At 61.7% G+C, this 22,334-nt stretch carries 12 protein-coding genes; 1 reads left to right on the forward strand and 11 read right to left on the reverse strand.

What is annotated here, in order from left to right:
- Positions 1-124: 124 nt before the first annotated feature.
- From ABD837_RS18545 to ABD837_RS18575, 7 genes are all read right to left on the reverse strand, one after another.
- The gene (locus ABD837_RS18545) at positions 125-1,045 is read right to left on the reverse strand and encodes a metallophosphoesterase (protein WP_345057461.1); all 921 of its coding nucleotides are present in this window, start codon (positions 1,043-1,045) and stop codon (positions 125-127) included.
- Positions 1,046-1,319: 274 nt separating this feature from the next.
- A complete protein-coding gene (locus ABD837_RS18550; protein ID WP_345057463.1) occupies positions 1,320-1,952 on the reverse strand; it encodes a hypothetical protein in 633 nt (210 codons plus the stop codon).
- Positions 1,953-2,536: 584 nt separating this feature from the next.
- Positions 2,537-4,750, reverse strand: a complete 2,214-nt coding sequence (locus ABD837_RS18555) for a hypothetical protein (RefSeq protein WP_345057465.1) — start codon at positions 4,748-4,750, stop codon at positions 2,537-2,539.
- A gap of 403 nt (positions 4,751-5,153) precedes the next feature.
- A complete protein-coding gene (locus tag ABD837_RS18560; protein WP_345057467.1) occupies positions 5,154-7,913 on the reverse strand; it encodes a beta strand repeat-containing protein in 2,760 nt (919 codons plus the stop codon).
- Positions 7,914-7,966: 53 nt separating this feature from the next.
- On the reverse strand, positions 7,967-9,469 hold the full coding sequence (locus tag ABD837_RS18565; protein WP_345057469.1) for a hypothetical protein: 1,503 nt from the start codon (positions 9,467-9,469) through the stop codon (positions 7,967-7,969).
- A 161-nt stretch (positions 9,470-9,630) separates the two neighbouring features.
- Positions 9,631-10,863, reverse strand: coding sequence for a Smr/MutS family protein (locus ABD837_RS18570; RefSeq protein WP_345057471.1), 1,233 nt, complete (start codon positions 10,861-10,863; stop codon positions 9,631-9,633).
- Between the two features lie 135 nt (positions 10,864-10,998).
- Positions 10,999-11,961, reverse strand: a complete 963-nt coding sequence (locus ABD837_RS18575; protein ID WP_345057473.1) for a DUF2279 domain-containing protein — start codon at positions 11,959-11,961, stop codon at positions 10,999-11,001.
- A gap of 249 nt (positions 11,962-12,210) precedes the next feature.
- On the opposite strand from ABD837_RS18575, the gene ABD837_RS18580 reads away from it, so the two are divergent.
- The gene (locus ABD837_RS18580; protein WP_345057475.1) at positions 12,211-15,030 is read left to right on the forward strand and encodes a DUF4961 domain-containing protein; all 2,820 of its coding nucleotides are present in this window, start codon (positions 12,211-12,213) and stop codon (positions 15,028-15,030) included.
- A gap of 80 nt (positions 15,031-15,110) precedes the next feature.
- On the opposite strand, the gene ABD837_RS18585 is transcribed toward ABD837_RS18580, so the two are convergent.
- From ABD837_RS18585 to ABD837_RS18600, 4 genes are all read right to left on the reverse strand, one after another.
- Complete coding sequence (locus tag ABD837_RS18585) at positions 15,111-15,959, reverse strand: N-acetylglucosamine kinase (protein ID WP_345057477.1); 849 nt, start codon at positions 15,957-15,959, stop codon at positions 15,111-15,113.
- Between the two features lie 415 nt (positions 15,960-16,374).
- Positions 16,375-17,205, reverse strand: a complete 831-nt coding sequence (locus ABD837_RS18590; protein WP_345057479.1) for a SusE domain-containing protein — start codon at positions 17,203-17,205, stop codon at positions 16,375-16,377.
- A 69-nt stretch (positions 17,206-17,274) separates the two neighbouring features.
- Entirely contained in the window at positions 17,275-18,909 is a 1,635-nt protein-coding gene (locus tag ABD837_RS18595; protein WP_345057481.1) for a RagB/SusD family nutrient uptake outer membrane protein, read from the reverse strand.
- A gap of 12 nt (positions 18,910-18,921) precedes the next feature.
- Positions 18,922-21,966: a SusC/RagA family TonB-linked outer membrane protein gene (locus ABD837_RS18600; protein ID WP_345057483.1), complete on the reverse strand. Its 3,045-nt coding sequence runs from the start codon at positions 21,964-21,966 to the stop codon at positions 18,922-18,924.
- Positions 21,967-22,334: the final 368 nt, after the last annotated feature.

Consider the following 22,334-nt stretch of genomic DNA (forward strand, 5'->3'; position numbering starts at 1 on the left):
ATGCCGAGCGTAGCCGAGGCATCTCGCGTGGGGTAGCAACTCAATTGAATGGTTTACTACCCCACGCGAGGCCTCGGCTACGCTCGGCATGACGTTCTGATTCAACCCAACACTCCTTAATCAACTACACCCGCACCAGTCCGCTGGGCGTGAGCGTCTGTTCGCCGTGCCAGCGGTAGGCTACCAGCTCGCCGCCCTTGGCCACGCTGTAGTCGAGGCACACGGAGTGCGGTGTGAGGAGCTGGGGCTCGCCGCGCAGCCAGTAGTGGCCGAAGAAAACGGGCGTCTCATCCTGGTAGTAGCTGGCGCTGGGCAGGGCGGCCACATCCACAGGCTGGCCGGCCAAGGCTTCGATGGGCTCCAGGTAGTAGTCGTTGTAGGTGGCGGCGGCCGGGTCGCGCCACCAGGCGGTGCGCATCTTGGTGCGGCGGTGGCCGTCTTTATCGAAGAAGTGGTGGTCGCCGGGCAGGTCGGTTTCGTGGCCTTTGAGGGTGATTTCTACGGCATCTATCTCGGCCGAACCCTGGCGGCTGGCTCGCAGCAGAAACTCCGGCGTCAGGCGGTCGTTGGGCAGCCACTCGCGTAGCTGGGCAATGTAGCGGGCGTCCCAGCAGGCATGCACCACGCGCAGACCCGGCAGCTCCAGAAACAGCGGCAGCCGCATGAACCACGCGAGGTAGTCGAGCCATTCGTTAAAAAGCTCTTTGCTGCTGAAGGCACGAATGGTTTCGAGGTGCTGGAGGATGTGGTGCGGCAGGTGGGGCCGCAGGTGCCCACCATCGGGGTGAAAGGTCCAGAAGGAAAGGGCGTTGTACTCGTGGTTGCCCATCACGGCCCGGGCCGCGCCGCCATCCACCATGCCGCGCACAAGTTGCAGCGTTTCGCGAATGGCCGGGCCGCGGTCGATAAAATCCCCCACAAAAATTACCTGCCTGCCGGCGGGGTGGCGGTACGTGCCGTGGGCATCGGGGGCGTAATCGAGCTTCGTTAGTAGCTGCCGCAGCTCGGCCGCGTGGCCATGAATGTCGCCGATGAGGTCGTACATGGAAAGGAGGAGATAGGGGATAGGCAAGAAGGGATAGGGAAGGCAAAGGAACGTCAGGCAACTTGCCGCCCGTCATCCTGCCTAACCTGGCAAGCCGGCCAGCACCCCGACGCACATGGCTTTATGGCGGCGTGGCAGTAGCGCCTAATCCCGAAATTGTTCCATACTGCCAGGCAGTACGCAAAGGGCCCGTACTGGTAGTACGGGCCCTTTGGGAAGGTCAACTGTCTGCCCACAGCCGCCTTGGTTCGGCGAATGGAGGCGGCGGGCCGGCTTAGGCGTGCGCCCCGCCGGGCACCAGCAGGGTGTAGGTGGCGCTTTGCGCGCCAGCCACCACGTTTTTCTTCAGGTAGTAGGCGTAGTAGTCGCGCTGCTCGGCTACGGCAGGCTCCCCGTTGGGGCGGTTGTCGAAGTAGGGCAGGTGCGTGACGGTGGCCAGGCGGGTAAACTCCTTTTCGCCGGTGCGGCAGCACCATATTTCCACCGCGTCGAAGCCGTTTTTCAGGCCGCCAATGCTGGGGTGAATGCCGTCCATCTTCACCTTGAGCGTGGGCGCTTCGGCGGCCACCCGGTCGGTGGCCTTGCCGGCGGCGGGGTTCACTTCCAGCAGGTCGAGCACTTCCTGGGGCACGTTCATCGTGTTCTTGATTTGCTTCACGCTGGCCCGCACGGCGGCCGAGGTCAGCAGTTCCTGCTCAATGAGCTTGCTTTGGGCCGTATCGAGGGCCTTTTGGGCCGCATCGCGCAGGCCAAACAGATCCAGCTCAGCCTGGGCGGCTGTGGTAGCGACCGCATAGGTGGCAGCGGGCTGCTTGAGCAGGGTGGTGGCGTCGGCCATGTTGTCGACGAAGTTCTGGAGGAACAGGCGGCGGTCAGCCTCGCGGGAAGGATACCAATCAGTAGGCATGGTAAAACGGGTGAAAAGGATGAAAAAGTAAGTGCCAGTGTGGCAAGGAAATCGGCCAACGCCCGGCGCAAGCAAATAGTATATAGACTACACTGAATTCCCTGTTTGACAGACTCTGCCACACGGCAGGCCTCTCCCGTGACAAGCCGGACTGCCCTCCATTGCCACTGGGAGCTCCCGGTTTCGGAAGGGAAGCTCCCGGTTTCCAGCGGTAGCCTCCGGGCCACCAACCGGGAGGTCCCACTTCTGAAAAGGGAAGTCCTTTTTCGGAAGTGGGACCTCCCGGTTGAAAAAAGGGAGGTCCCTTTTCCCCGCCGGGAGTTTCCGGTTTGAAAAAGGGACCTCCCGGCGGCAAACCGGGACCGCCAGCTGGCCGCCGCTGCCTCATAGGGGAGCAGGATAGTCCCGGGCGTCTACCAAAAAGCCCCCGACCAACCGGCCGGGGGCTTCCTCAGATACGCTGGGCGCGGGCTGCTACTTGCGGGCCTGGGCGGTGGCGGGGCAATTGGTGCGCCCGGCCGACCACCTAACCGCCTGGCATTACTAAGCCGTACAACCAGATAAGGTGGCAACTACCCGGCGCCTCAGGGCGCAAAAGCGGTGAAGGTGAAGGGAAAGTCGGCCGGCACCCCGCCGAGGGTGAACGTGCGAACGGTGATAAAGCCCGCCCCGCCGGTGAAGGTGGCCACGCCGGGGCTCGTGCCATAGATGGACACCGTGACCGGGTTGGCGTCGAAGTTCACCGCGCTCAGGCCGCTGCTGGCCGGAAAGGTGACGGTGTACACGCCCGCGCCGCTGGCCGCCACCGTGTAGTTGCCCGACGTGGACACGACCACCGCGCCCAGGCCCACCTGTCCGTAGGCCACGGCCAGCAGGTTGTGGGCGCCGGTGGTAGGCGTGAACACCTGGCCCGGCGCGGTGGCCGTGCCCAGGCGCACGGTGCCGTTCACGTCGAGGGGTTGGGTGGGGCTGCTGGTGCCGATGCCCACGTTGCCGGTGGTATACTCCACCAGCAGTCGGGTATTGCCGCCGGTGGCGTCGCGCAGCACAAAGTCGTAGTTTTCGCCGGTGATGTCGGCCAGGTTGCCAAGGTTCACCTGCACCCCCAGTTCCCATTGCCGGCCCACGCCGCTGCCGTTGCCGGCGCCCAGGCGTAGCAGCGCCGGCCGGGGCGAGCTCAGCGAGCCAATGTCGAGGGAGCGGCCCGCGTTGGTGGTGCCGGTGTTGATGCCGACGTTGCCGCCGTTGGGGTTGAGCAGCAGCGGGTAGTTCGTGCCCAGGCCGCCCACGTTGGTGCTTTGCAGCCAGGCGCCGCTGCCGCCGTTGCCGCCCAGGTCCAGCACCATCCCGGAGCCGTCGGCAAAGCGGGCGAAGTGGCCGGTGCTCTGCGCCGCGCCGGTGGTGGCTGGAAACGCCGACCCGCCGGTGTTGCGCGCGTCGAGCCGGGTTACGGGCGCCGTGGTGCCGATGCCCAGGCGGCTGCCCAGGTAACCGCTGTTGCTCAGGTTGAAGCCGCCGGATTGCGTGGTGGCGGGCTGGTTCTGCACGTAGTCGGCGGAGGTGGGCAGGGCCGTCGTGCCGATGGTGCCGTCCGGGGCCACGGTCACGCTGCGCGGGCCGTTGAGCACGAAAGCTTGCAGGTCGTTGGCGGGGCTGCCGTTGGCGGCCAGCAGCAGGTTGTTGCCCAACGCCAGGTTGTTGGCGCTGGCGTCGAGGGCGGCCGTGCCGCGCAGCACGGCGCTGGCCCCGCTCACGTCGATGACCTGCAAGGAATTGCTGCCCCGGCTGGCCACGTAGGCCAGGTTGCCGCTCAGGGCCACGCTCACGGGGGTAGCGCCGGTGGCGTAGGTGTGGCGCAGGGTGGGCACTCCGGCCGCCGACAGCGTGTAGGTCAGCAGCGAGTTGTTGGGGATGCTGAGCAGGCACAGCGTGGTGGTCGTCAGGGCCACCGGTACGTCGAAGCCGCCGTTGTAGGCCGGGCAGCCGGTGCTGCCCGTCACAACGGGCGCGGCGGGGTTGCTCACGTCGAGCACCGCCACGCCGCCGTACTGGCTGCTGACGGCGACCAGGGTGCCGGCCGTCGCCACGGCCTGCGGGGTGAAGCAGCCCGAATTGCCGGTGCCCAGCAGTGTGGCCGCGGCTGGCGTGGCCAGGTCGTATATGTAGACATACCCGCTGCTGCCGCCCCGGTCGTAGACCGCGTAGAGGCGGGTGCCGGTCATCGCAATGCCGCCGTTGGTGGCCGAGAGGGCGGCCGGGGGCGTGAGGGTGTTCACCAGGGTGGGCGCGCCACTGCCCAGGGCGTAGAGCTTGGTGAGGCCGATGCCGTTGGCGTGGGTGTCGTTGCAGAGCACGGCGGCGGTGGTGCCGCTCACGGCCACCTCCACCCCGTTGGTAATGCCCGTGGCGGTGCCGCGCAGCGCCGGGGCACTGGGGTTGCTCATATCGTAGAGGCTCAGGGTGCCCGCGTTGCGGTTCAGCACCACGGCCAGCGAGCCGCTCACGGCCACCAGAGGGTTGTTCAGGCCGGTGGTGGTACTGGCCGGGGCCGGGGTGAGGGGGCCGGCGGCGGTGCCCGCGGCGGGGTAGAGTGTGGCGGCCGGGCTCAGGTTACCGGCCGCGTCCACTTGTAGCAGGCGGGTGTCGGTGCCGCTCAGGCCGCGCACGCGCAGGTTGCCGTTCACGTCAAGCGGTTGGGTGGGAGCGGTGGTGCCAATGCCCACGTTCTGGGCCTGGGCGGCGAAAGGCAGGGCCAGCAGCAGCAGCGCGCGGCCCCAGCGGGGGAAGAAGTTCATCATATACAACCAAACAAAATGTACGCCCGCCGCCCACCGGGCCACGGGAAAAAGAGAGCGGCCGCCAACCGCAACAGTACCGGCAGCCCGGCACCCAAAAAGCCCCCGACCACACGGGCTTGTACTTACCCAAAACGCTTTGCCTGCCTGCTGGCGGCACTTGACCGGGCCGGTCCGACCGCCCTAGGCGGTCCGACCGGTTGAAGAACCCCCGATTTTGTCCCGCCAACAACCGCGGACCGCCTAGGGCGGTCGGACCGGAGCAACGACCGCCGTTTTGGGTAAGGACAAGGACCACAGGGCCGGGGGCTTTCGCTTTCAAGCAGAAACAGGCAGATTACTGGCGGGCCTGCGCGCGGGTGGGGCGCCCGGTTGGTGCTGTGCCGGGTGCCGGAACAAGCAGTTCCTAGTTCTTGGTGAGGACAATCCAATCGAAGCCGTTCGACTGAACGGTGATGCGGGAGTTGGTGGGCAGCGTGGTGAGGTAGGCACCGGGCACGTCGTCGTAGATGCCGGGAGAAGTACCGCCTGTATTACCGGTCACGGCCAGGTTCAGGGTGCCGCTGCCAACCGAGCTGATGATGACGTAAAGGCGGCCCGTGCAGGTGTTGGGGTTGGGCAGGGTGATGGTGTTGCAGCCCCCGATGCGGCGCACCGTGTAGTGGGCGTTGGTCAGGGTCAAGTCGGCGTTGGCCGTTACGAAAGGCATGCTGACCGAACCGTTCACGGCCAGCGTGGAAGTGGGGGTGGTGGTACCGATGCCGAAGTTACCGGCGTTGTTGAAGCGGGCCCACTCGGTGGGCACGGTGCCGGTGCTGGTGGTGATGCCGGCGAAGCGGATACCGGCGTTGGCCGTACCCGTGCCCAGGTGATTAATCAACGAGGTTTCGCCCTCGCCGCCGGAGCGGTTCCACTGCAGGTGAGCGCCTTGGTTGGTGGCCGATACGGCGGTGAAGGCCCCGTTGCCCGCAGCCCGGATGCCGCCCGTTTCCACTTCCAGCTTCTGGATGGGCGCGGTGGTGCCGATGCCCACGCTGCCGCCAAAGCTGGTGCTGCCCGTGCCGGTCACGTTCAGCGCAAAGCCGGCGTTGGCCACACTGGTGGCCTGGGTGAGCGTGCCGCCGAGGCGGATGTCGTTGCTGGTGCGGGTCAGGCCGTTGCTGGCCGTAATCAGGGCGGCGCTGGTGGCCGCCGTGGTCTGCACGGTGTTGTCGGGGAAGCGGAAGCCGCCGGTGTTGCTGAACACCTGGCCCGCTACTTCCAGCTTTTGGCCCGGGGCCGTGGTGCCGATGCCGAAGTTGCCGTTGTTGAGGAAGCGGGCCCACTCGGTGGGGGTAGTGCCGGTGCTGGTGGTGATGCCGGCGAAGCGGATGCCGGCGTCGGCGGTGCCGTTGCCCATGTGGTTAATCAGCCAGGTTTCGCCGTTGTTGCCGGTGCGGTTCCACTGCAAGTGGGCCCCTTGGTTGGTGGCCGATACGGCGGTGAAAGGCGTGAAGGAACCCGCTCGCACCCCACCCAGGGCCACTTCCAGTTTCTGGATGGGGGCGGTGGTGCCGATGCCCATACTGCCACCCACGTAGCCGCTGCCGCTAATGCGAAAGTCGGCGGCTTGGTCGGCCGCGCTCTGGTTCTGGATGTAGGCCGCGCTGCCCGTGGCGGCGGCGTAGTCGGTGCCGGCCACGGCGGCCGCTACGGTGCCGCTGGTGGCCTTGAGCAGGCCGGTGATGGTGCCGGCCCCGCCTTTGGCGTTGGGCACGTTGGTGGCGTAGGTCGTGGCGTTGCCCACGCTGGTGATGTCGCCGGTCAGGTTGGCGTTGGTGGTTACCGTGGCCGCGTTGCCGGTGGTGTTAGTGGCCGTGGCGGCGTTGCCGGTCGTGTTCTGGTTCAGGGTCGGGAAGTTGGTCAGGCCGGCCGCGCTGCCGGTGGGCGTCAAGTAATCGGTGCCGGCCGTAGCGGCCGACACGGTGCCCGCGCCGTTGGCCTTCAGGATGCCGCTGACCGTGCCCGCGCCGCCTTTGGTGGCGGGCACCACGTTGGCGTAAGTCGTTGCCGCCCCAATGCTGGTCACGTCGCCCGTCAGGTTAGCAGCCGCCGCGGCCGTGGTCTGGGTGGTCCCGTCGGGAAACTTGAAGCCGCCGCTTGTGGAGTACACCGTGCCGGCTACTTCCAGCTTCTGGGTGGGCGTAGTGGTACCCACGCCCACGCTGCCGCCCTGCACCAGCAGCGCCGTTTGGGCGGGAGTGCCGGGCACACTAATGAAGGTCTGGAAGGTGGCATCCCAGCCGGAACTGGTGCTCATGGCCCCGCCGGCGTAACAGTTGTTGGGGCAGAGGGCGGGCAGCAGGTAGGTGGCCCCCCCGGTGCGCGTCAGGCGCAGGCAGTAGACCTGGCCGGCCGTCATGGCCGGGGCCGGCGCAAACGTGAGGGCCGTCGCCACGAACGGGGAGTTATTCACGTAAGCTGGCAAGGTGACGGCCAGGGTGCCGAGCGGGGTGCCGGTGGGCGTGGTGCCCGCAAACAGCTCCGCCGTCACGTTCACCGACCCACCGGACAGGCCCGCCCCGTAGGTATCAATTCTTTGTAAGGTGCCAGTCAGGCCCGCCGTAAAGGTTTGGTAGTAGTTGTCGGTCACCCCGAAGTTGCTGCTCTGGTCGAGCTGTGTCTGGTCGGGGCCGTTGAAGGCCGTGCTGGGGCTGAACACCTCAAACTGCCCGGCCGGGCTGCTCGTGCCGATGCCCACCTTGCCCGTGCCGCTGATGGCCAGCACGTTACCGCCAGTAGCAATGATGGTAGCCCCGGTGAGCGTGCCGCCCAGCGCCACGTTCTGACCGGTTTTTGTCAGGCCGTTGCTGGCCGTGACGGCCGCACCGCTGGCCGTGGCAATCTGCTGCCAGCTGGGAGCACCAGACGTGCCGGCGTTGTAGTAGTAGCCGGCCGGGGCCCCGGTCTGGAACACAATCAGGCCGGTGGCCGGGCTGGGCACGCTGCCGGTGCTGGCCACGCGGGGTAGCAGCGCGCCCTTGTTGGTCGCCACAATGTCGAGGGCCGCCGAGGCATCAGGGGCGGTGGTGCCCACGCCCACGTTCTGGGCCCGGGCCGACTGCCCGGCGGTGGCCAGCAAAGCCGCCAGCAGCGCGTGGCGGAAAGGGGTAAGGTTATATTTCATCAACAAGAACTAATGAGAAGTATTAAGCGAAACGAGACCGCACCCGCAGGCGCTTATTCCACCACGCAGCGGGTGGTGAAGCGGCCGGCCGGGCCGGTGTAGCGCAGGAAGTAGGCGCCGGTGGCTAGCCCAGCCAGCGGTACCGCGCCGGTGGCGCGCCCGTCCAGGTTCACGGTCCCGAGTACCTGCCCGATGACGTTCAGGATTTCCAACGTGCCGGCCACCGCCGGGCCGGTGTAGAGGTAAGTAGCGGCCTGCCCAATCGCCACCCGCGTGGGGTACACCGCAAAGCCGGCCGCCAGCGGCGCGAGGGCCACCGTGCGCACGGGCGAGTAATGCACGTCGCCGCCCAGGTCGGTCTGGCGCAGGCGGTAGTAGAGCACCATGGCCCCGGCCGGCAGCTTGCCATCGAGTAGGGCGTAGTCGTGGTGGGCAGTGCTGGTGCCTGCCCCGGCCACCGTGCCGACGGCGACGAAGGTGCGGGCGTCGAGGCTGCGCTCCACGATGAAGCCGGCGTTGTTCAGCTCCGAGGCCGTGGCCCAGGCCAGGCGCACCGCAGCCGGCCCTTCGGCGCGGGCTGTGAAGTCAATCAGCGTCACGGGCAGCGGGTTGGCCGCGTTGCTCACCGTGAAGCGGCCCAGCGAGGCAAAGCTGCCCGTGATGCTGCGGCCGCTGGCGTTGGCCGCGGGGCTGCGCACGGCCCAGGGCTGGCCGCCGGCCGTTTGCTCGTAGATGCGGGCCTGCGAAAAGTCAGTCAGGCCGTTATCATTGTCAGGCAGCCAGCTCAGGGTGAGCTGCACGGGGGCATTGGCGGCGGGCTGCGTGGCCGGGGCCACGGTCCAGATGCGGTCGATGCCTTTGAGGCCGGCGTTGTTCAAATTCTGCCCGAAGCTCACATCGGCGGTTTGCAGACCGGCCACGCGGGTGATGGCCACCGTGCCCAGGTTGTTGGTGGTGGGGTCGAGCACGGCCCCGTGGCCGAAGTCGACGGGCGCCCCGCTCACGGCGTTGCGCGTGATTTGCAGCGCGCCGAGTACGTAGCGGCCCGCCGCCTCGCCGCTCAGGGTGGCCCCGTTGGGCAGGAGCAGGGTGTAGACCGTGCCGCCGTTTTTGGTGTTCACCAGGCCGTTGGTGAGCGTGAGGGCGTTGCTCACGGTCAGGTCGCCGGCCAGGCGCAGGGTGTTGGCCCCGGCCGTGGGCTTGTTCAGCAGCAGCTGGTAGAGCGTGGCCCCGCCGGGCGTGAGCAGCTGGTCGGCCGCGCCGGAGAAGGTTACCGGGCTGGTGCCGGTTACCAGGGTGCCGGTGTTGGCGAAGTCGCCTTTCACTTCCAGCCCGCCGGCGCCCAGGTCCAGGGTGCCGGGGTTGGTGAGGGGGCCGTCGACGCGCAGGGTGCCCTGGTTGGTGAGGGTGCCACCGGCCTGGTTGGCCAGGCCGCCCGTTCCCACGTAGAGCGTGGCCCCGGGCTGCACCGTAATGCTGCTACCGGCGTTGGTGAGGTCCTGGGCTACCGCCGGGGCTGCCAGCAACAAAGCGGCCGCAAAGTAGAGTTTGGTCATGGAGTGAGTCGTGAGAAAATAGAACGAATTTATAGGATTACAAATATACTGTCTAGGCTACCGCTATTTGGCATAAAAAAGCACCCATCCAGCCACAGAGGCCAGATGGGTGCTTTTTGTCGGTGAAGGGTGCGGGGCGAATCGCCACCAAGGTGCGCAGGCTACTTCAGCCGCACCAGCGTGGCGCCGAAGCCAAACTTCTCCTTGCGCGCATCCTCGAAGAACTTGATGTCCTTGTTGCGGCTCAGCTGGCGGTGGATTTCCTTGCGCAGCACGCCGTTGCCCATGCCGTGGATGAACACGATTTCGTGCATGTTGGTGGCCAGGGCGCGGCTGAGCGTGTCCTCGAAGGCGTCGAGCTGCAGGCGCAGAATGGCGGTGTTGCTCAGTTCCTCCTCCTTATTGTCGGGGCGCAGGGCTTCGAGGTGCAGGTCCACTTCGTGCGGCGGGGCCACAATGGGTGCGGCCGGTTTGGCTGGCGCCGCGGCTGCAACAACGGCGGCTGGTTTGGCCGGCGCATCGCCCGAGAGCTGGGCCTTGAGGGCCGCGGCATCTACGCCCGCTGGCTTGGCCGGAGCCGTGGGAACAGGAGCAGCGGCTTCTTCGGCGAGTTTCTCCGGCGCGATGGCGGCGGCGGCCTTCTCGTCGAGCTGAAATAGGTACGCATCCTTGCCAATTACCGGCGCGGGCTTCTGGCTGCCGTAGAACGTGCTGGCTTTGAACGCCTGCCGCTTGGTGAGCAGCTCGTAGGCCGCGTCGCCGTTCAGCTTGGTGGGCAGCAATTGAAATACCGCGGCGGGCCAGGTTTCAAAATCCTTCAGGTGTAGGAAGGAGAGGGGCTTGGTGCTGGCTTTGGGGCCGAGCTTGTCGGCGGCCAGGGCGCGGTAGGGGCGGGCGCTGGTTTCCTCGCCATAGGTGAAGAGCACGTCAGCCTCAGTGTTGTTGATGAGCGTGACGCCCAGCAGCTCGGGCGACTGATGCACCAAAGCCAGAAACAACCCTTTGGCCGCCGCGGGCTGCTTGCCACCGGCCCCGGGGCCGCTGCTGCCGGCTGGTTTAGCCACGCCCGCGCCGCTCGACGCCACGGCCGCCAGGGCCTGCTGCAACGAAGGCTGCGGGGGCCGGGGTGGGCCCGCCGACTGGCCTGGCCGCTTGCTCTTATCTTTTTTGCTGGCGTTGGCGTTTTTGCCGGGCGTCTGGCCGGGGCCATAGTCGGGCGCGGCGCGGTCGAAGTTCTTGCCTTCTTCGTGGGCGACCACCACTACTTCGCGCCGCAGCACCGGAATGGTAAAGTCATTATCAATGGCAACCTCTACCAACTCACTGTCGAGCAAGCGGGTAACGATGCCTTCTTCGGTGCCGGTCAACAGCCGGACTCTATCTCCTACGTTCATAATACTGCTGGTTTGCGCCGGGCGGCGCGGGTATCGGGGAAATACGAAACTGCGGCCGTGCCCGGACGGATTCATCAAAAGTACGTTCGCAAGGCGCGGCGCGGCTAAGTGCCGGAATTGTGCGCTGCTTTTCCCCTAGTAATAGAGCCCGTGGAAGCCGAAACCGTTGCGTGGGTTGTACTCCAACGCCGGCGCGGGCAGGTGGAAAATGCTGAGCGTATAAAACACCCGTTTCAGCAGCACGCTGCGGGTCGGAATGCGGCGCAGGTCCACATCGACGGACAGGTAGAATTGCCGATAGGGGCGCAGGCCGGCCGCGGCGTTGGTGCCGTCGTCGTTGTACACCATGTCGTGCCCGCCGTAGCCGATGGCCGGCTGCAGCCAGCGCGGCCAGCGGTTGCCGGGTTTCAGGAAGGCGCCCACATCGGTGCACAGCCAGTAGGTTTGGCCGTTGTAGTCTTTCAGCCACCGTTCGGGTACGGTGCGGCCCAGCACGTTGGGGCGCTGCTTGGCATAGCTGGTGAGGTGGAACGACCATTTGGGCATGATGCGCACGTCGTGCCAGGCCAGCTGCTGGGCCAGCAGCCCCGCCGAGCCCAGGAAGTTGGCGGCCAAATCGGTGGCCGAGGCGCCGTAGGCCGGGTCAAACCCGTCAAGAATCTCAATCGGGCTTTGCACCACAAAACCCACAAATGCGCCGTACCAGATGGCCTTTTTCTCGCTCAGGCCGGCCCAGCGCAGCATGTCGACTGCCCCCCGGCTTTCCTGAAACGAGCCCCAGAAATGCCCGTACTTATCGAGCTGCTGCCACTCGGGCAAGTCGTTGAACCAATGCAGGGAGGTGCGTTCGCCGGTGTACCAGGAAGTGGTGAGGCCGGTGTAAATCACGCCGTAACTAAAAGCAGTACCGCCCACCAGCAGGCGCAGGCGCCGCCGACTACGTGCGGCCGAGTCGACGGGCGCCGGGGATAAGGCCGGGGCGGGTGTCGCAGAAAAAGCGGAAGCTGGCGCCGCAGTTGTAGCGGCCGCTGCAACGGGTGCGCCTGCCGTTTGGGCCGGGGCGATGAACGGCAGTGACCACGCTCCGCCCATCACCATTGCCACAGCGCTTTGCTCCCTCCATTTTCTAAACCTGCCCCGTCGCGTCATGCTGGTAAAATATCGGCCAAAGGTACGGCGCCGGGCACGGCAGGCTGGCCGCCAGCGTGTATCTTGCGACTTGGTTTACTGACGAAAACAATAAAATAATTCCTTGGCAAACGTTTTCGCAGGTCTTTCAGGCGAACTTCTAGGACTCCATTACGCTTCTCATTTTCAACCCAATCCATTCCCACTTCCCGCCAACCAATGCAAATATTTCGACGCATTACCGGCCTGCTGCTAACGCTGCTGGCCTTCGCCAACCTGGCCCAGGCGCAGGTGACGACCTCGCCGGTGTTCTTCACCGACACCACCCCGGTCACCATTACCTACGACGCCACGCAGGGCAACGCCGCGCTCAAGGACTTCACCGGCGACGTATACATCTGGACCGGCACCGTCACCAACCTGAGCACCAGCAACACCAACTGGCGCAACGTGCACAGCCCCAGTTTCAGCACGGCCGACCCCAGCGCCCTGATGACCCGCGACGCCAGCAACCCGAACATTTACCGCATCACCTTCACGCCGCGCACTTACTACCCCATTCCGGCCGCCGAAACGCTGCTGCGCCTGGGCATGATTTTCAAGAATGCCAGCGGCAGCATTGTGGGACGCGCCACCGGCGGCGGCGACATCTTCGTCGATGCCACCCAGCCCGGCCTGTCGGCCCGCATCACCAGCCCCGTAAATAACAGTGGCAACCCGCTGTTTGTGAATGCCAACAGCCAGATTTCGATTACCGGCACGTCTTCGGCCGCTGCTACGCTCACCTTCACCCTGAACGGCACGCAGGTGGCTCAGCAGGCTAATGCTACGACGCTGAGCACCACGGTAACGGCGGCACAGGCGGGCCGCAACGTAGTGCGCTTCATCGCTACTTCGGGCGCTTCGTCGGCCGTCGATTCGCTGGTGTTTGTGGTGCGCCCCGCCGTAACTACGGCTGCGCTGCCCGCTGGCGCCAAGGATGGCGTCACCTACCTGGCCGGTGGCACGTCGGTGATTTTTAACATCACGGCCCCCAACAAGGAGTTTGCGTACGTGCTCGGCGAGTTCAACAACTGGCAGGCCGACAACGCCGGCTACATGAACCGCACGGCCGACGGCACCCGCTTCTGGATACAGCTGAACGGCCTGACCCCCGGCCGCGAATACGCCTACCAGTACCTGGTGGATGGCAACCTGCGCGTGGCCGACCCCTACTGCGAGAAAATCCTCGACCCCAACAGCGACTCGTTCATCCCGGCCGTTACCTACCCCAACCTGAAGCCTTACCCCACGGGCAAAACCACGGGCATCGTGTCGGTGCTGCAAACCGGCCAGACGCCTTATGTGTGGACGGCCAACAGCTTCCAGCGCCCCAGCCGCGCCGACATGGTGGTGTATGAGTTGCACCTGCGCGATTTCATTGCCCGCCACGACTACCAGACCCTGCGCGACACGCTCAACTACATCCAGCGCTTGGGCATCAACGCCATAGAACTGATGCCCATCAACGAGTTTGAGGGCAACGAAAGCTGGGGCTACAACCCCTCGTTCTACTTCGCTCCCGACAAATACTACGGCACCAAAGACCAGCTGAAGCGCCTTGTCGACGAGTGCCACCGCCGCGGCATTGCTGTAGTTCTCGATATGGTGCTGAACCACTCGTTTGGGCAGTCGCCGATGGTGCAGCTTTACTTCGACGGGGCTACGGGCAAGCCGGCCGCCAACAGCCCCTGGTTCAATGTGGATGCCACCCACCCGTTCAACGTGGGCTACGACTTCAACCACGAAAGTGCTTACACGAAATACTTCTCGAAGCGGGTGATGGAGTTCTGGCTGCAGGAGTACCACATCGATGGCTACCGCTTCGACCTTTCCAAGGGCTTTACGCAGCGCAACAACCCCACCAATGTGGGCGCCTGGGGCAATTACGACCAGTCGCGTATCGACATCTGGAAGGATTACTACGACTTCATGAAGAGCGTCGATACCAACGTGTACTGCATTCTGGAGCACTTCGCTGATAACTCCGAGGAGAAGGTGCTGGCCGATTACGGGATGATGCTGTGGGGCAACCTGAACCACAACTACAACGAAGCCACCATGGGCTACGTGAGCACGTCGGACTTCAGCTGGGGCTACTACAAAAACCGCAACTGGCTGAACCCAAACCTGGTGACCTACATGGAAAGCCACGACGAGGAGCGCCTGATGTTCAAAAACCTAACTTACGGCAACGCTTCGGGTAGCTACAGCACCAAGAACCTGGCCACGGCCCTGGCCCGTCAGGAGCTGGCTGCTGCGTTCTTCTTCACCGTGCCCGGCCCCAAAATGGTATGGCAGTTCGGCGAGCTGGGCTACGACATCAGCATCGACCAGAACGGCCGCGTCGGCAACAAGCCCATTCTGTGGAACTACTACCAGGATGCCAACCGCCGCAAGCTGTACGAAACATACCGCGCCCTCATCGCGCTCAAGAAGGTTGAGCCCGTGTTCGAAAACCCTACCACTTACACCCAGCAGCTGGCTGGCGCCGCCAAGTCTATCCACCTGGCCAACGCCACCACCAGCGTCACCATCATTGGCAACTTCGACGTGACGGCTACCACCATCGACCCGGCCTTCCAGCGTACCGGCAAGTGGTACAACTACCTCAGCGGCGACAGCATCACCGTTGCCAACGTGAACACGACTATTAGCCTGGCGCCCGGCGAGTTCGCCGTCTACACCAGCCGCCGCATTCAGAAGGCGGTGTTGCTGCCAACCCGCGCCGAGCAGGCGGCCAGCATCCTACGCCTCACGGCCGCGCCGAACCCCGCCCAGGGTAGCACCACGCTGCGCTATGAGTTGCCCACCGCCACTGCCGTGGCCCTCACCGTGCGCAACGTGCTCGGCCAGGCCGTACTCACGCTGCCCGCCACCCAAGAAACTGTAGGTTCGCACTCCCGCGAGCTGCCTTTGGGCTCGCTGGCTGCCGGGGTCTACATCGTCCAGCTTCGTGCCGGCAACCTCCAGCAAACGCAACGTCTGGTAGTCGAGTAAGAATACCCTCTGTATGTAAAAAGCCCCGTCGGAAATATCCGGCGGGGCTTTTTGTTGGGCTTAAAGGCGAAGCCGAAGGGCTACGGATTCTGCTCGTGGTACGTCACCAAATCATCGATAGGGGAGCGGATAATTTTGCCGACTTCCATGCCGTGGGTACGGGCTACCTGCGTCAGCACGTCGCGAAAGTTGTAGCCCACCGAACCCACGCAGTTGAAGGTGTACTCCTGGTAGCGTGGGTAATGCAGCACCAGGTTCTGGAAGAAGGTTTCGAAGCCTTCGAGCACGATGTCGCGGCAGTAGCTCACGTTGTTGTGGTCGTAGGCAAACTTGGCGAAGCTGGCCAAAAAGCGGTTGGGCAGCGGCTGGTTGTAGAGGCGGTCGAGAATGTCGTTGCGCGAGCCCAGGTTATACTCCTCGCGCAGGGCTTCCTGCAGGCCGTCGGGCAGCAGGCCGCGCAGGTAGTCGCGCAGCAGGCGCTTGCCGAAGTAGGAACCCGAACCCTCATCGCCCAAGAAATAGCCCAGCGAGTCGACGTTGTAGGTGATTTTCTCGCCGTCGAAAATGCACGAGTTGGTACCCGTACCCAGAATGGCAGCGAATCCTGGCTTCTTGCCTAACAACGCGCGGGCTGCGGCCAACAGGTCTTCCGTCACGTGGGCCCGGGTTTGCGGAAACACCTGCCGCAGCGCCGCTGCAATCACCTCGGCCTTCTGTGCCGACGACACGCCGGCGCCGTAGAAATATACGTCGCGCACCTGTTCGTGCGGCAGCGTGTCAGGCATGTTCTGGTTCAGCGACGCTACAATAGCAGCTGTGTCCATAAAATCGGGGTTGTACCCTTCGGTGTTGAAATACACGCGGGTGTGCGCGTCATCAAGTAGGCACCAGCTGCACTTGGTCGAGCCGCCGTCGGCAATCAGAATCATATGAGGGAGGGAAAATACGGGAGACGAAAGTACCACCCCAACCCGTAATCCTTTTCAGTAATAGGAATGGACAAACGTTTGCTGTTGAATATTTTATTCGTGAAAGAAACATGATTACTGTTAACCAGCCATTTATTAATTCATAAAGAGTTGGTCAATGCAAAAATGCCTTGCGCCGGTTTGGAAAAAGAGGCCATGGCTGCTGAAGCATTTTGGCCCAAAATTTTGCTAAATCTGCTTCGAAAGCCCATAAACTGCAATCAGTTATGAAGCCTTTATCCAACAGCTCGGAGATTTTCTCTCATTGGCAGAGCCCTGATGCACCCGATACGTACGTGTGGGGGCATAAAAAAAGCCGCTGAGTAATCAGCGGCTTTTTTTACGACTTGTGAAGACTATAAACTTCAATTACTGCTTAAGGAGTTACAGTCAAGGTAGCACCCGTGACACCGGTACCGGTTCCCACTGGCTTTAAGGTAATGGTGTAAGTTCCTGCGGTGGTAATAGTCATGTCCTCACCGTTAAGCTTCAGAGTAGTAGGCGCGGTACCAGGCGTCAGTGGCTTGGTCAGCGCACCTAAGTTAACCGCCCAATCTTTGTCCTTACGGAACTTGAAGTCCCCTACGTTTAGCGCCGTGCGCAACACGTAGGCATTCACGTTGCAATCCCATTTCAGCATACGGTCGGTAGCAGTGCCGCCGGGCCAGCCGTCACCAGCTGGGCCAACCAAGCCCCAGGTGTCCGAGCTGGGTGCCGTGCACTCGTCATAAGGCGTAGCAGCTAGTTGCATCGTCGGGGAATACAGAGTCGGGAGGTTTCCCGCGACGAAGGTTTTCAGACGCACATCAACCTGACCCGATTGCCCAAATGGTAAGCCCAACGCGAGCAAGGTCTTGTTCAAGTCAACGGTTTTAATGGACAGCGACGAAGCCGAAACTGCCCCGCCATCGATTTCCTTGACCGAGGCGAAGTTGGTGCCCGCCTTCGCAAACTGGAGCGTATAAGTAACCATGGAAGCAACCTTGGACTCATCCGACGTCTTAATGGTGTAAGGCGTCCAGGTATAGGTTACAGCGGTGTTATCCGCATTTGTCTTACTAAGCACGCCAGCGTTGGTCGTGCTCGCCTTCAATGTGGGAGGAGCGCTGAACTCGGAAGTGACTTTAATCTCATCCTTTTTACAGGCAGTAAGGCTTAAAGTCAGCAGTCCCATGAAAAGGGCTGGTTTAGAGAACAAATTATACATAATTATCAGAGAGATGAGTGGGAACAAAAATGCTACCTGCCTGGCAACGCCAGGCAGGTAGCAAAAGGTTTAGTAACCAGGATTTTGTTTCAGGTTCGTGTTAGCCGTCAAGTCAGCTGCCGGAATCGGGAAAAGCTTGTACTTGCTGTCAACACTTCTGCCGCTGGCCAAGCCCCCTTTCCAGGGCCACAGGTAGGTCGATTCCGTGAACTTACCGTAGCGAATGAGGTCGCTACGACGGGTGCCTTCCCAATGCATTTCGCGAGCCCGCTCATCAAGGATGAAGTCGGGCGTCATCTGGGCATCCGTGATGGCGCTGTTGGTGCCTGCACGGAAGCCACGGGCGCGGATTTGGTTCACATAACCCAGAGCAAGAGCCCGGTCAGCACTGCCGCGAGCGGCTGCTTCAGCATAGATGAGCATCACGTCGGCAAGGCGCAGCATTGGAAAGTCTACGCTGGAGAAGTTCAGCGAGAAGTTTTGCGGTGCCCCTGCTGAAGTCACGTTGCGAAACTTGGTTACGCCCAAACCTTGATTGAACTGGCTCAGGTCGCTGATTTCCAAGGTCTGGCCGGGAGTCCAAAAGCGGCCCCGGCGGTCAACTGCCGTATCACCGCCTTGCAGGAAAAATTTGTTGAACAGTGCACTAGTGGTGCGCAAGCCTTGCCAGCCAGTGGTTTCGCCTACATATTTCTGCCAGTTGGCATCAGACCCGCTCGTAGCACCGTTCACAATGAACGTGGTACCACCATAGCTCTGCACGTTGTTCACGTCGAAGATAACAGGCCAAATAATTTCTTCTTTCGCAGGGGCCATGTTATTGTCGGCCAGAAACAGACGACCATAAGCTGACGATACCGGCGCAGCAGCCGTAGTATTCAACTTATAGCCCGAGTCGATGACTTTTTTAGCTTCATCGGCAGCCTTGGCATACTGAGGGGTACCCGTGTATACACCGGCATTCAGGTACAGACGGGCCAAGTAGCCGTGCGCGGCGGCTTGGTCTACGCGGCCGTACTCGTTGGTGCGGGGCGCTGCCAGTTCTGTAGTCAGGGCCTGCAACTCGCTCTCCACATAGTTGTATAGCTCCTGGCGGGTAGCATACCGGGGGTTGCCAGCACCAACCACGTCTTGGTCAGTCACGAAGGGCCCGTTGCCAAACATGTCGATAACGTGCATGTAAGCCACGGCGCGCAGGAACCGTGCCTCCGCGCGGAAGAGCTTGCCTTGTGCTACCTCGCCGCCGCCAACACGGCTGTTGAGCTTATCATCCGAAGACTCGCGAACAAACTCGTTGCAAATGGCGATTTCGTAGTAAATGCGGCTATAGATGCCGCGCACCAGCGGGCCGCTGGCATCCCAGCTCAAGCGGTGCCACTCCTGTACGCCCGGGTCGTTCCAGGCAATTACGGCTTCGTCAGTGGTCAGTTCCTGAGCACTCCACCACTGGCGGATGTAGTCCGAGGTACCAGCGTCGATGCCCACAATGTCGCCTGAACCCGGGCCATTAGGGCCAGTCAGGGCAAAGCCACCGTAAAGCTTCGACAACACCTGCTTGTAGCCAGCCAAGCCTACGTACACTTTATCGGGCGTAAGCTCGTACTTGGGCGTTTGGTCGAGGTCTTTGGTGCAGGATGTGCTGAGGCTAACCAGAGCGGTACTCAGCGAGAGGGCCGTTAGCCCCCGGTATAATGCATTCTTCATGTTTGGTGGGAATTAAATGCCGAGAGCTAAGCCGAGCGTGAACGTACGGGCGCGGGGATAGAAGTTGGAGTCGATGCCACTGGGTACTTCCGGGTCAACACCTTTGTATTTGGTGACCAGGAAGGCATTCTGTACGTTGGCCGTGATGCGCAACGAAGCAGTACCGAGGACCTTGCCGGCGTTGTAGCCCAGCGAGATGTTCTCAGCCCGCAGGAACGAGGCGTTCTGCACGTAATAGTCGGAGAACACCTGCTGACGGGTGAAGCCGGTATTGCGCACATCCGGGTTCAGATTGTTTACAAACAAAGTCGAGCCCTGCGCATTGGCATAGTTGCCGAGGTTAGCAGCGTTGGCGTTGTATACGTAGTTGCCGAGGTTGCTACGCAGGGTGAAAGCAAAAGTCAGCTTTTTATACACAACATTCGAGCTGAAGCCCAGCGTCACGAGGGGGGCTGGTTGCTTATAACGGTCGTAATCAGCGTCGTTGATAATTCCGTTGCCGTCTTTATCAACATACACGCCTTCCACGGGCCGGCCGCTCGAATCGTAGACTTGTTTCGAAACGAAGAAAGAGTTGATGGGGTAGCCCACAGACTGAATTTGGATTTGGTTGCCAGTGCCGCCGCCGATGCCGCCTACTTTGTAACCTGCAAAACCTTCAGTCTGACGGTCTAGCGCGGTTATTTTGTTGACATTGTACGCGCCGTTTAGGTTCACATCCCAGGTCAGATTGTCGTTGCGCAGAATGCCATAGTTCAGGCCAACCTCAACACCGCGGTTACGCATAGAGCCGATGTTCGCGTTGAGTTGGTTGGTGAAGTTAGAACCAGCCGAAAAGTTCACGTTGGCAATCAGGTCGGTAGCCAGACGCTCATACACATCGACGGTTGCCATCAGGCGATTATCGAGAAAGCCCAAGTCCAGGCCGGCGTTGTACGTGTTAGTGGTTTCCCAAGTCAGCAGGGGGTTGTACCCCTGTACGCTATAAGTCGGAACTAGGATTGCGCCGCCATTGCCAAGCGGGTAAGTCGTCGACGAGCCGCTCAATACATAGCGCGGCTGGGTCGAATAGTAGCCGTAGTCGAAGTCCCCGTTCTTATTCACGTCCTGCTGGCCCGTGCGGCCGTAACCAGCACGAATCTTGAATTCCGAGAAGAAGTTATTGTCCTTTAGGAAATCTTCGTTTTTCACGCGCCAAGCCAAGCCCAACGCCGGGAATAAGCCGCTGCGGTAGCCGTCACGGAAGCGCGACGTCTGGTCATTGCGGAGGGTAGCCGTTAACAGATACTTGTCTTTCACATTAGCGGTAGCCCGGCCGAAGTAGGACAGCAGCACAAGCTTGCCGTAGTAATTTGGCAACGTCAGCACATCGCCCTCGTTAACTTTCGTAGTGCGGTCAAAGCGGTAGGGCAGAAAGTTCGGGCCCTGGTACGTGAAGGTCTGGTACGCGTAACCGCCCTGCACATCGAACTTGGTGCCTCCTACCTGCTTACCATAGGCAAGGTAGGCTTCGAGCAGCTTCATATCCTTGTCCTGCGAATACTGGCTGTAGTTGCCGTTCAGGCCAGGGTTGGTGGCAGCGGCAGCAGCAGTGTTGTAATTGCCGAAATCAGTGGGCTGGATGATGTTGTTGCCGCGTCCGCGCGATGCGTCCAGGCCCAAGTTCAGGTTAGCCCGAAGACCTTCGATACCGTGGACTTTGTAGTCGAACTGCACGTTGCCAATGAGGCGCTTCACCGTGCTGGTGTTGTTGGTGTTGTTGAGGGATGCCACCGGATTGCCGGGCGCATTGCCCAACGGCTGGCCAGCCGAGTTGGTGAACTGATAGTAACCACCGTAACGTGCGAAGCCGGCACCTTCAGCGCGCACCGGCTGGGTGGGGTCGTACACCGCAGCGGTGGCTACCGTACCGTAATCCACGAAGCGGTTGTCAACGATGCTGCCTTTGGCGTTCACATCGATGCGCAGATGGTTGTCGAGCAGGGTAGGCGATAGGCTCACCGAGCCCGAGTTACGTTTCAGCTTGTTGGTGATGACAATACCCTCCTGGTAGAGGTTGCCATACGAAACGCGGAACGGTACATTGGCCGCGCTACCAATTAGGCTCACTGTATTGTCATAGGTGCCCGCCGTACGGAAAATTTCGTTCTGCCAGTTGGTGTTGGCGGTGCCCAGCGTTGCGTACTGCGATGCCGAACCATTAGCCTTAATCAAGCTACGGAACTCGTCGGTCGACAGCGTCTCGTAGCGACGGGCTACTGTTGAAACACCCACTTGCGAATTCAATTCCACGCGCAGCTTTTCGCCCTTCAGGCCTTTCTTGGTCGTAATCAGGATTACCCCGCCCGAAGCCCGGTTGCCATAAATGGCCGTTGCCGATGCGTCTTTGAGAACCGTAAAAGTTTCGATGTCGCTTGGGTTAATAAGCGAGAGCGGATTGGAAGCTCCACTGACGCCCTCTTTATCCACTGGCACACCGTCAATTACGTACAGTGGGTCGCTGTTAGCGTTGAGCGACGAGTTGCCGCGGATGCGAATGGTTGTGCCCGTGCCCGGGGCACCGCCGGCGGTGGTAATGCTCACGCCAGCCACTTTTCCCTGAATCAATTGCTCGGGGTTGGTGACCTGGCCCTGCACAAATTGTTTAGCATCGACTGTAGCTACTGCCCCGGTGATATCCTGGCGGCGCTGGGTGCCGTAGCCTACTACCACGGCTTCGGCGAGCTGGGTGGTGTTCTCGCCCAGTGTGGCATCGGCCGATGCATTCTGGCCAGCCACAACCGTTACCGGAATGCGTGCCGAAGTATAGCCCACAAATGAGATGGTGAGGTTGTGTGGACCAGCTGGCACGTTGGTGATGTTGAAGGTGCCGTCTACATTCGAGGAGCTGCCCAGGGTGGTGCCCTCAACCAGCACCGTAGCGCCAGGAATGCCCGCGCCCTTGCCGTCAAGCACCTTTCCGCTAACGGAGCCGGTCTGGGTCTGAGCTCGGGTGGAGAAGCCGAGTCCCGCTAGCAGCAGCAGAAACAGCAGCTTTGCTAAATATGGGTGTTTCATAGAAACAGAGTGGTTAAAAAAAGTGGTGGGAAAAAAACTAAATTATTTGGGCCTGCAAGTTACCAAAAAATAGCATTTAAGAACGTTTGCAGTCTTTTTTTTCAAACGATTGTGATAGGCGTTAATCACAATCCCCCAAACGATTGCGGCTTAAATAGCCATGAATCAGTATTGCTAAAACCACTTTATTTTTGATGCATAATAATCATTACCAGATTGTTATGGCTTACAACAATGATTATTCTAATAAATCCTAGTCAAATGGAATTAATCCCATCATAGAAATTGGATAATGATTGCAAACGTTAGCGCAAATGGCAATTAAAATCAGCAAGTAGAAATTGGCCTAGACCTTGCAAACGTTAGCA

The sequence above is a fragment of the Hymenobacter glaciei genome, from assembly GCF_039539585.1.
Lineage (GTDB): Bacteria > Bacteroidota > Bacteroidia > Cytophagales > Hymenobacteraceae > Hymenobacter > Hymenobacter glaciei.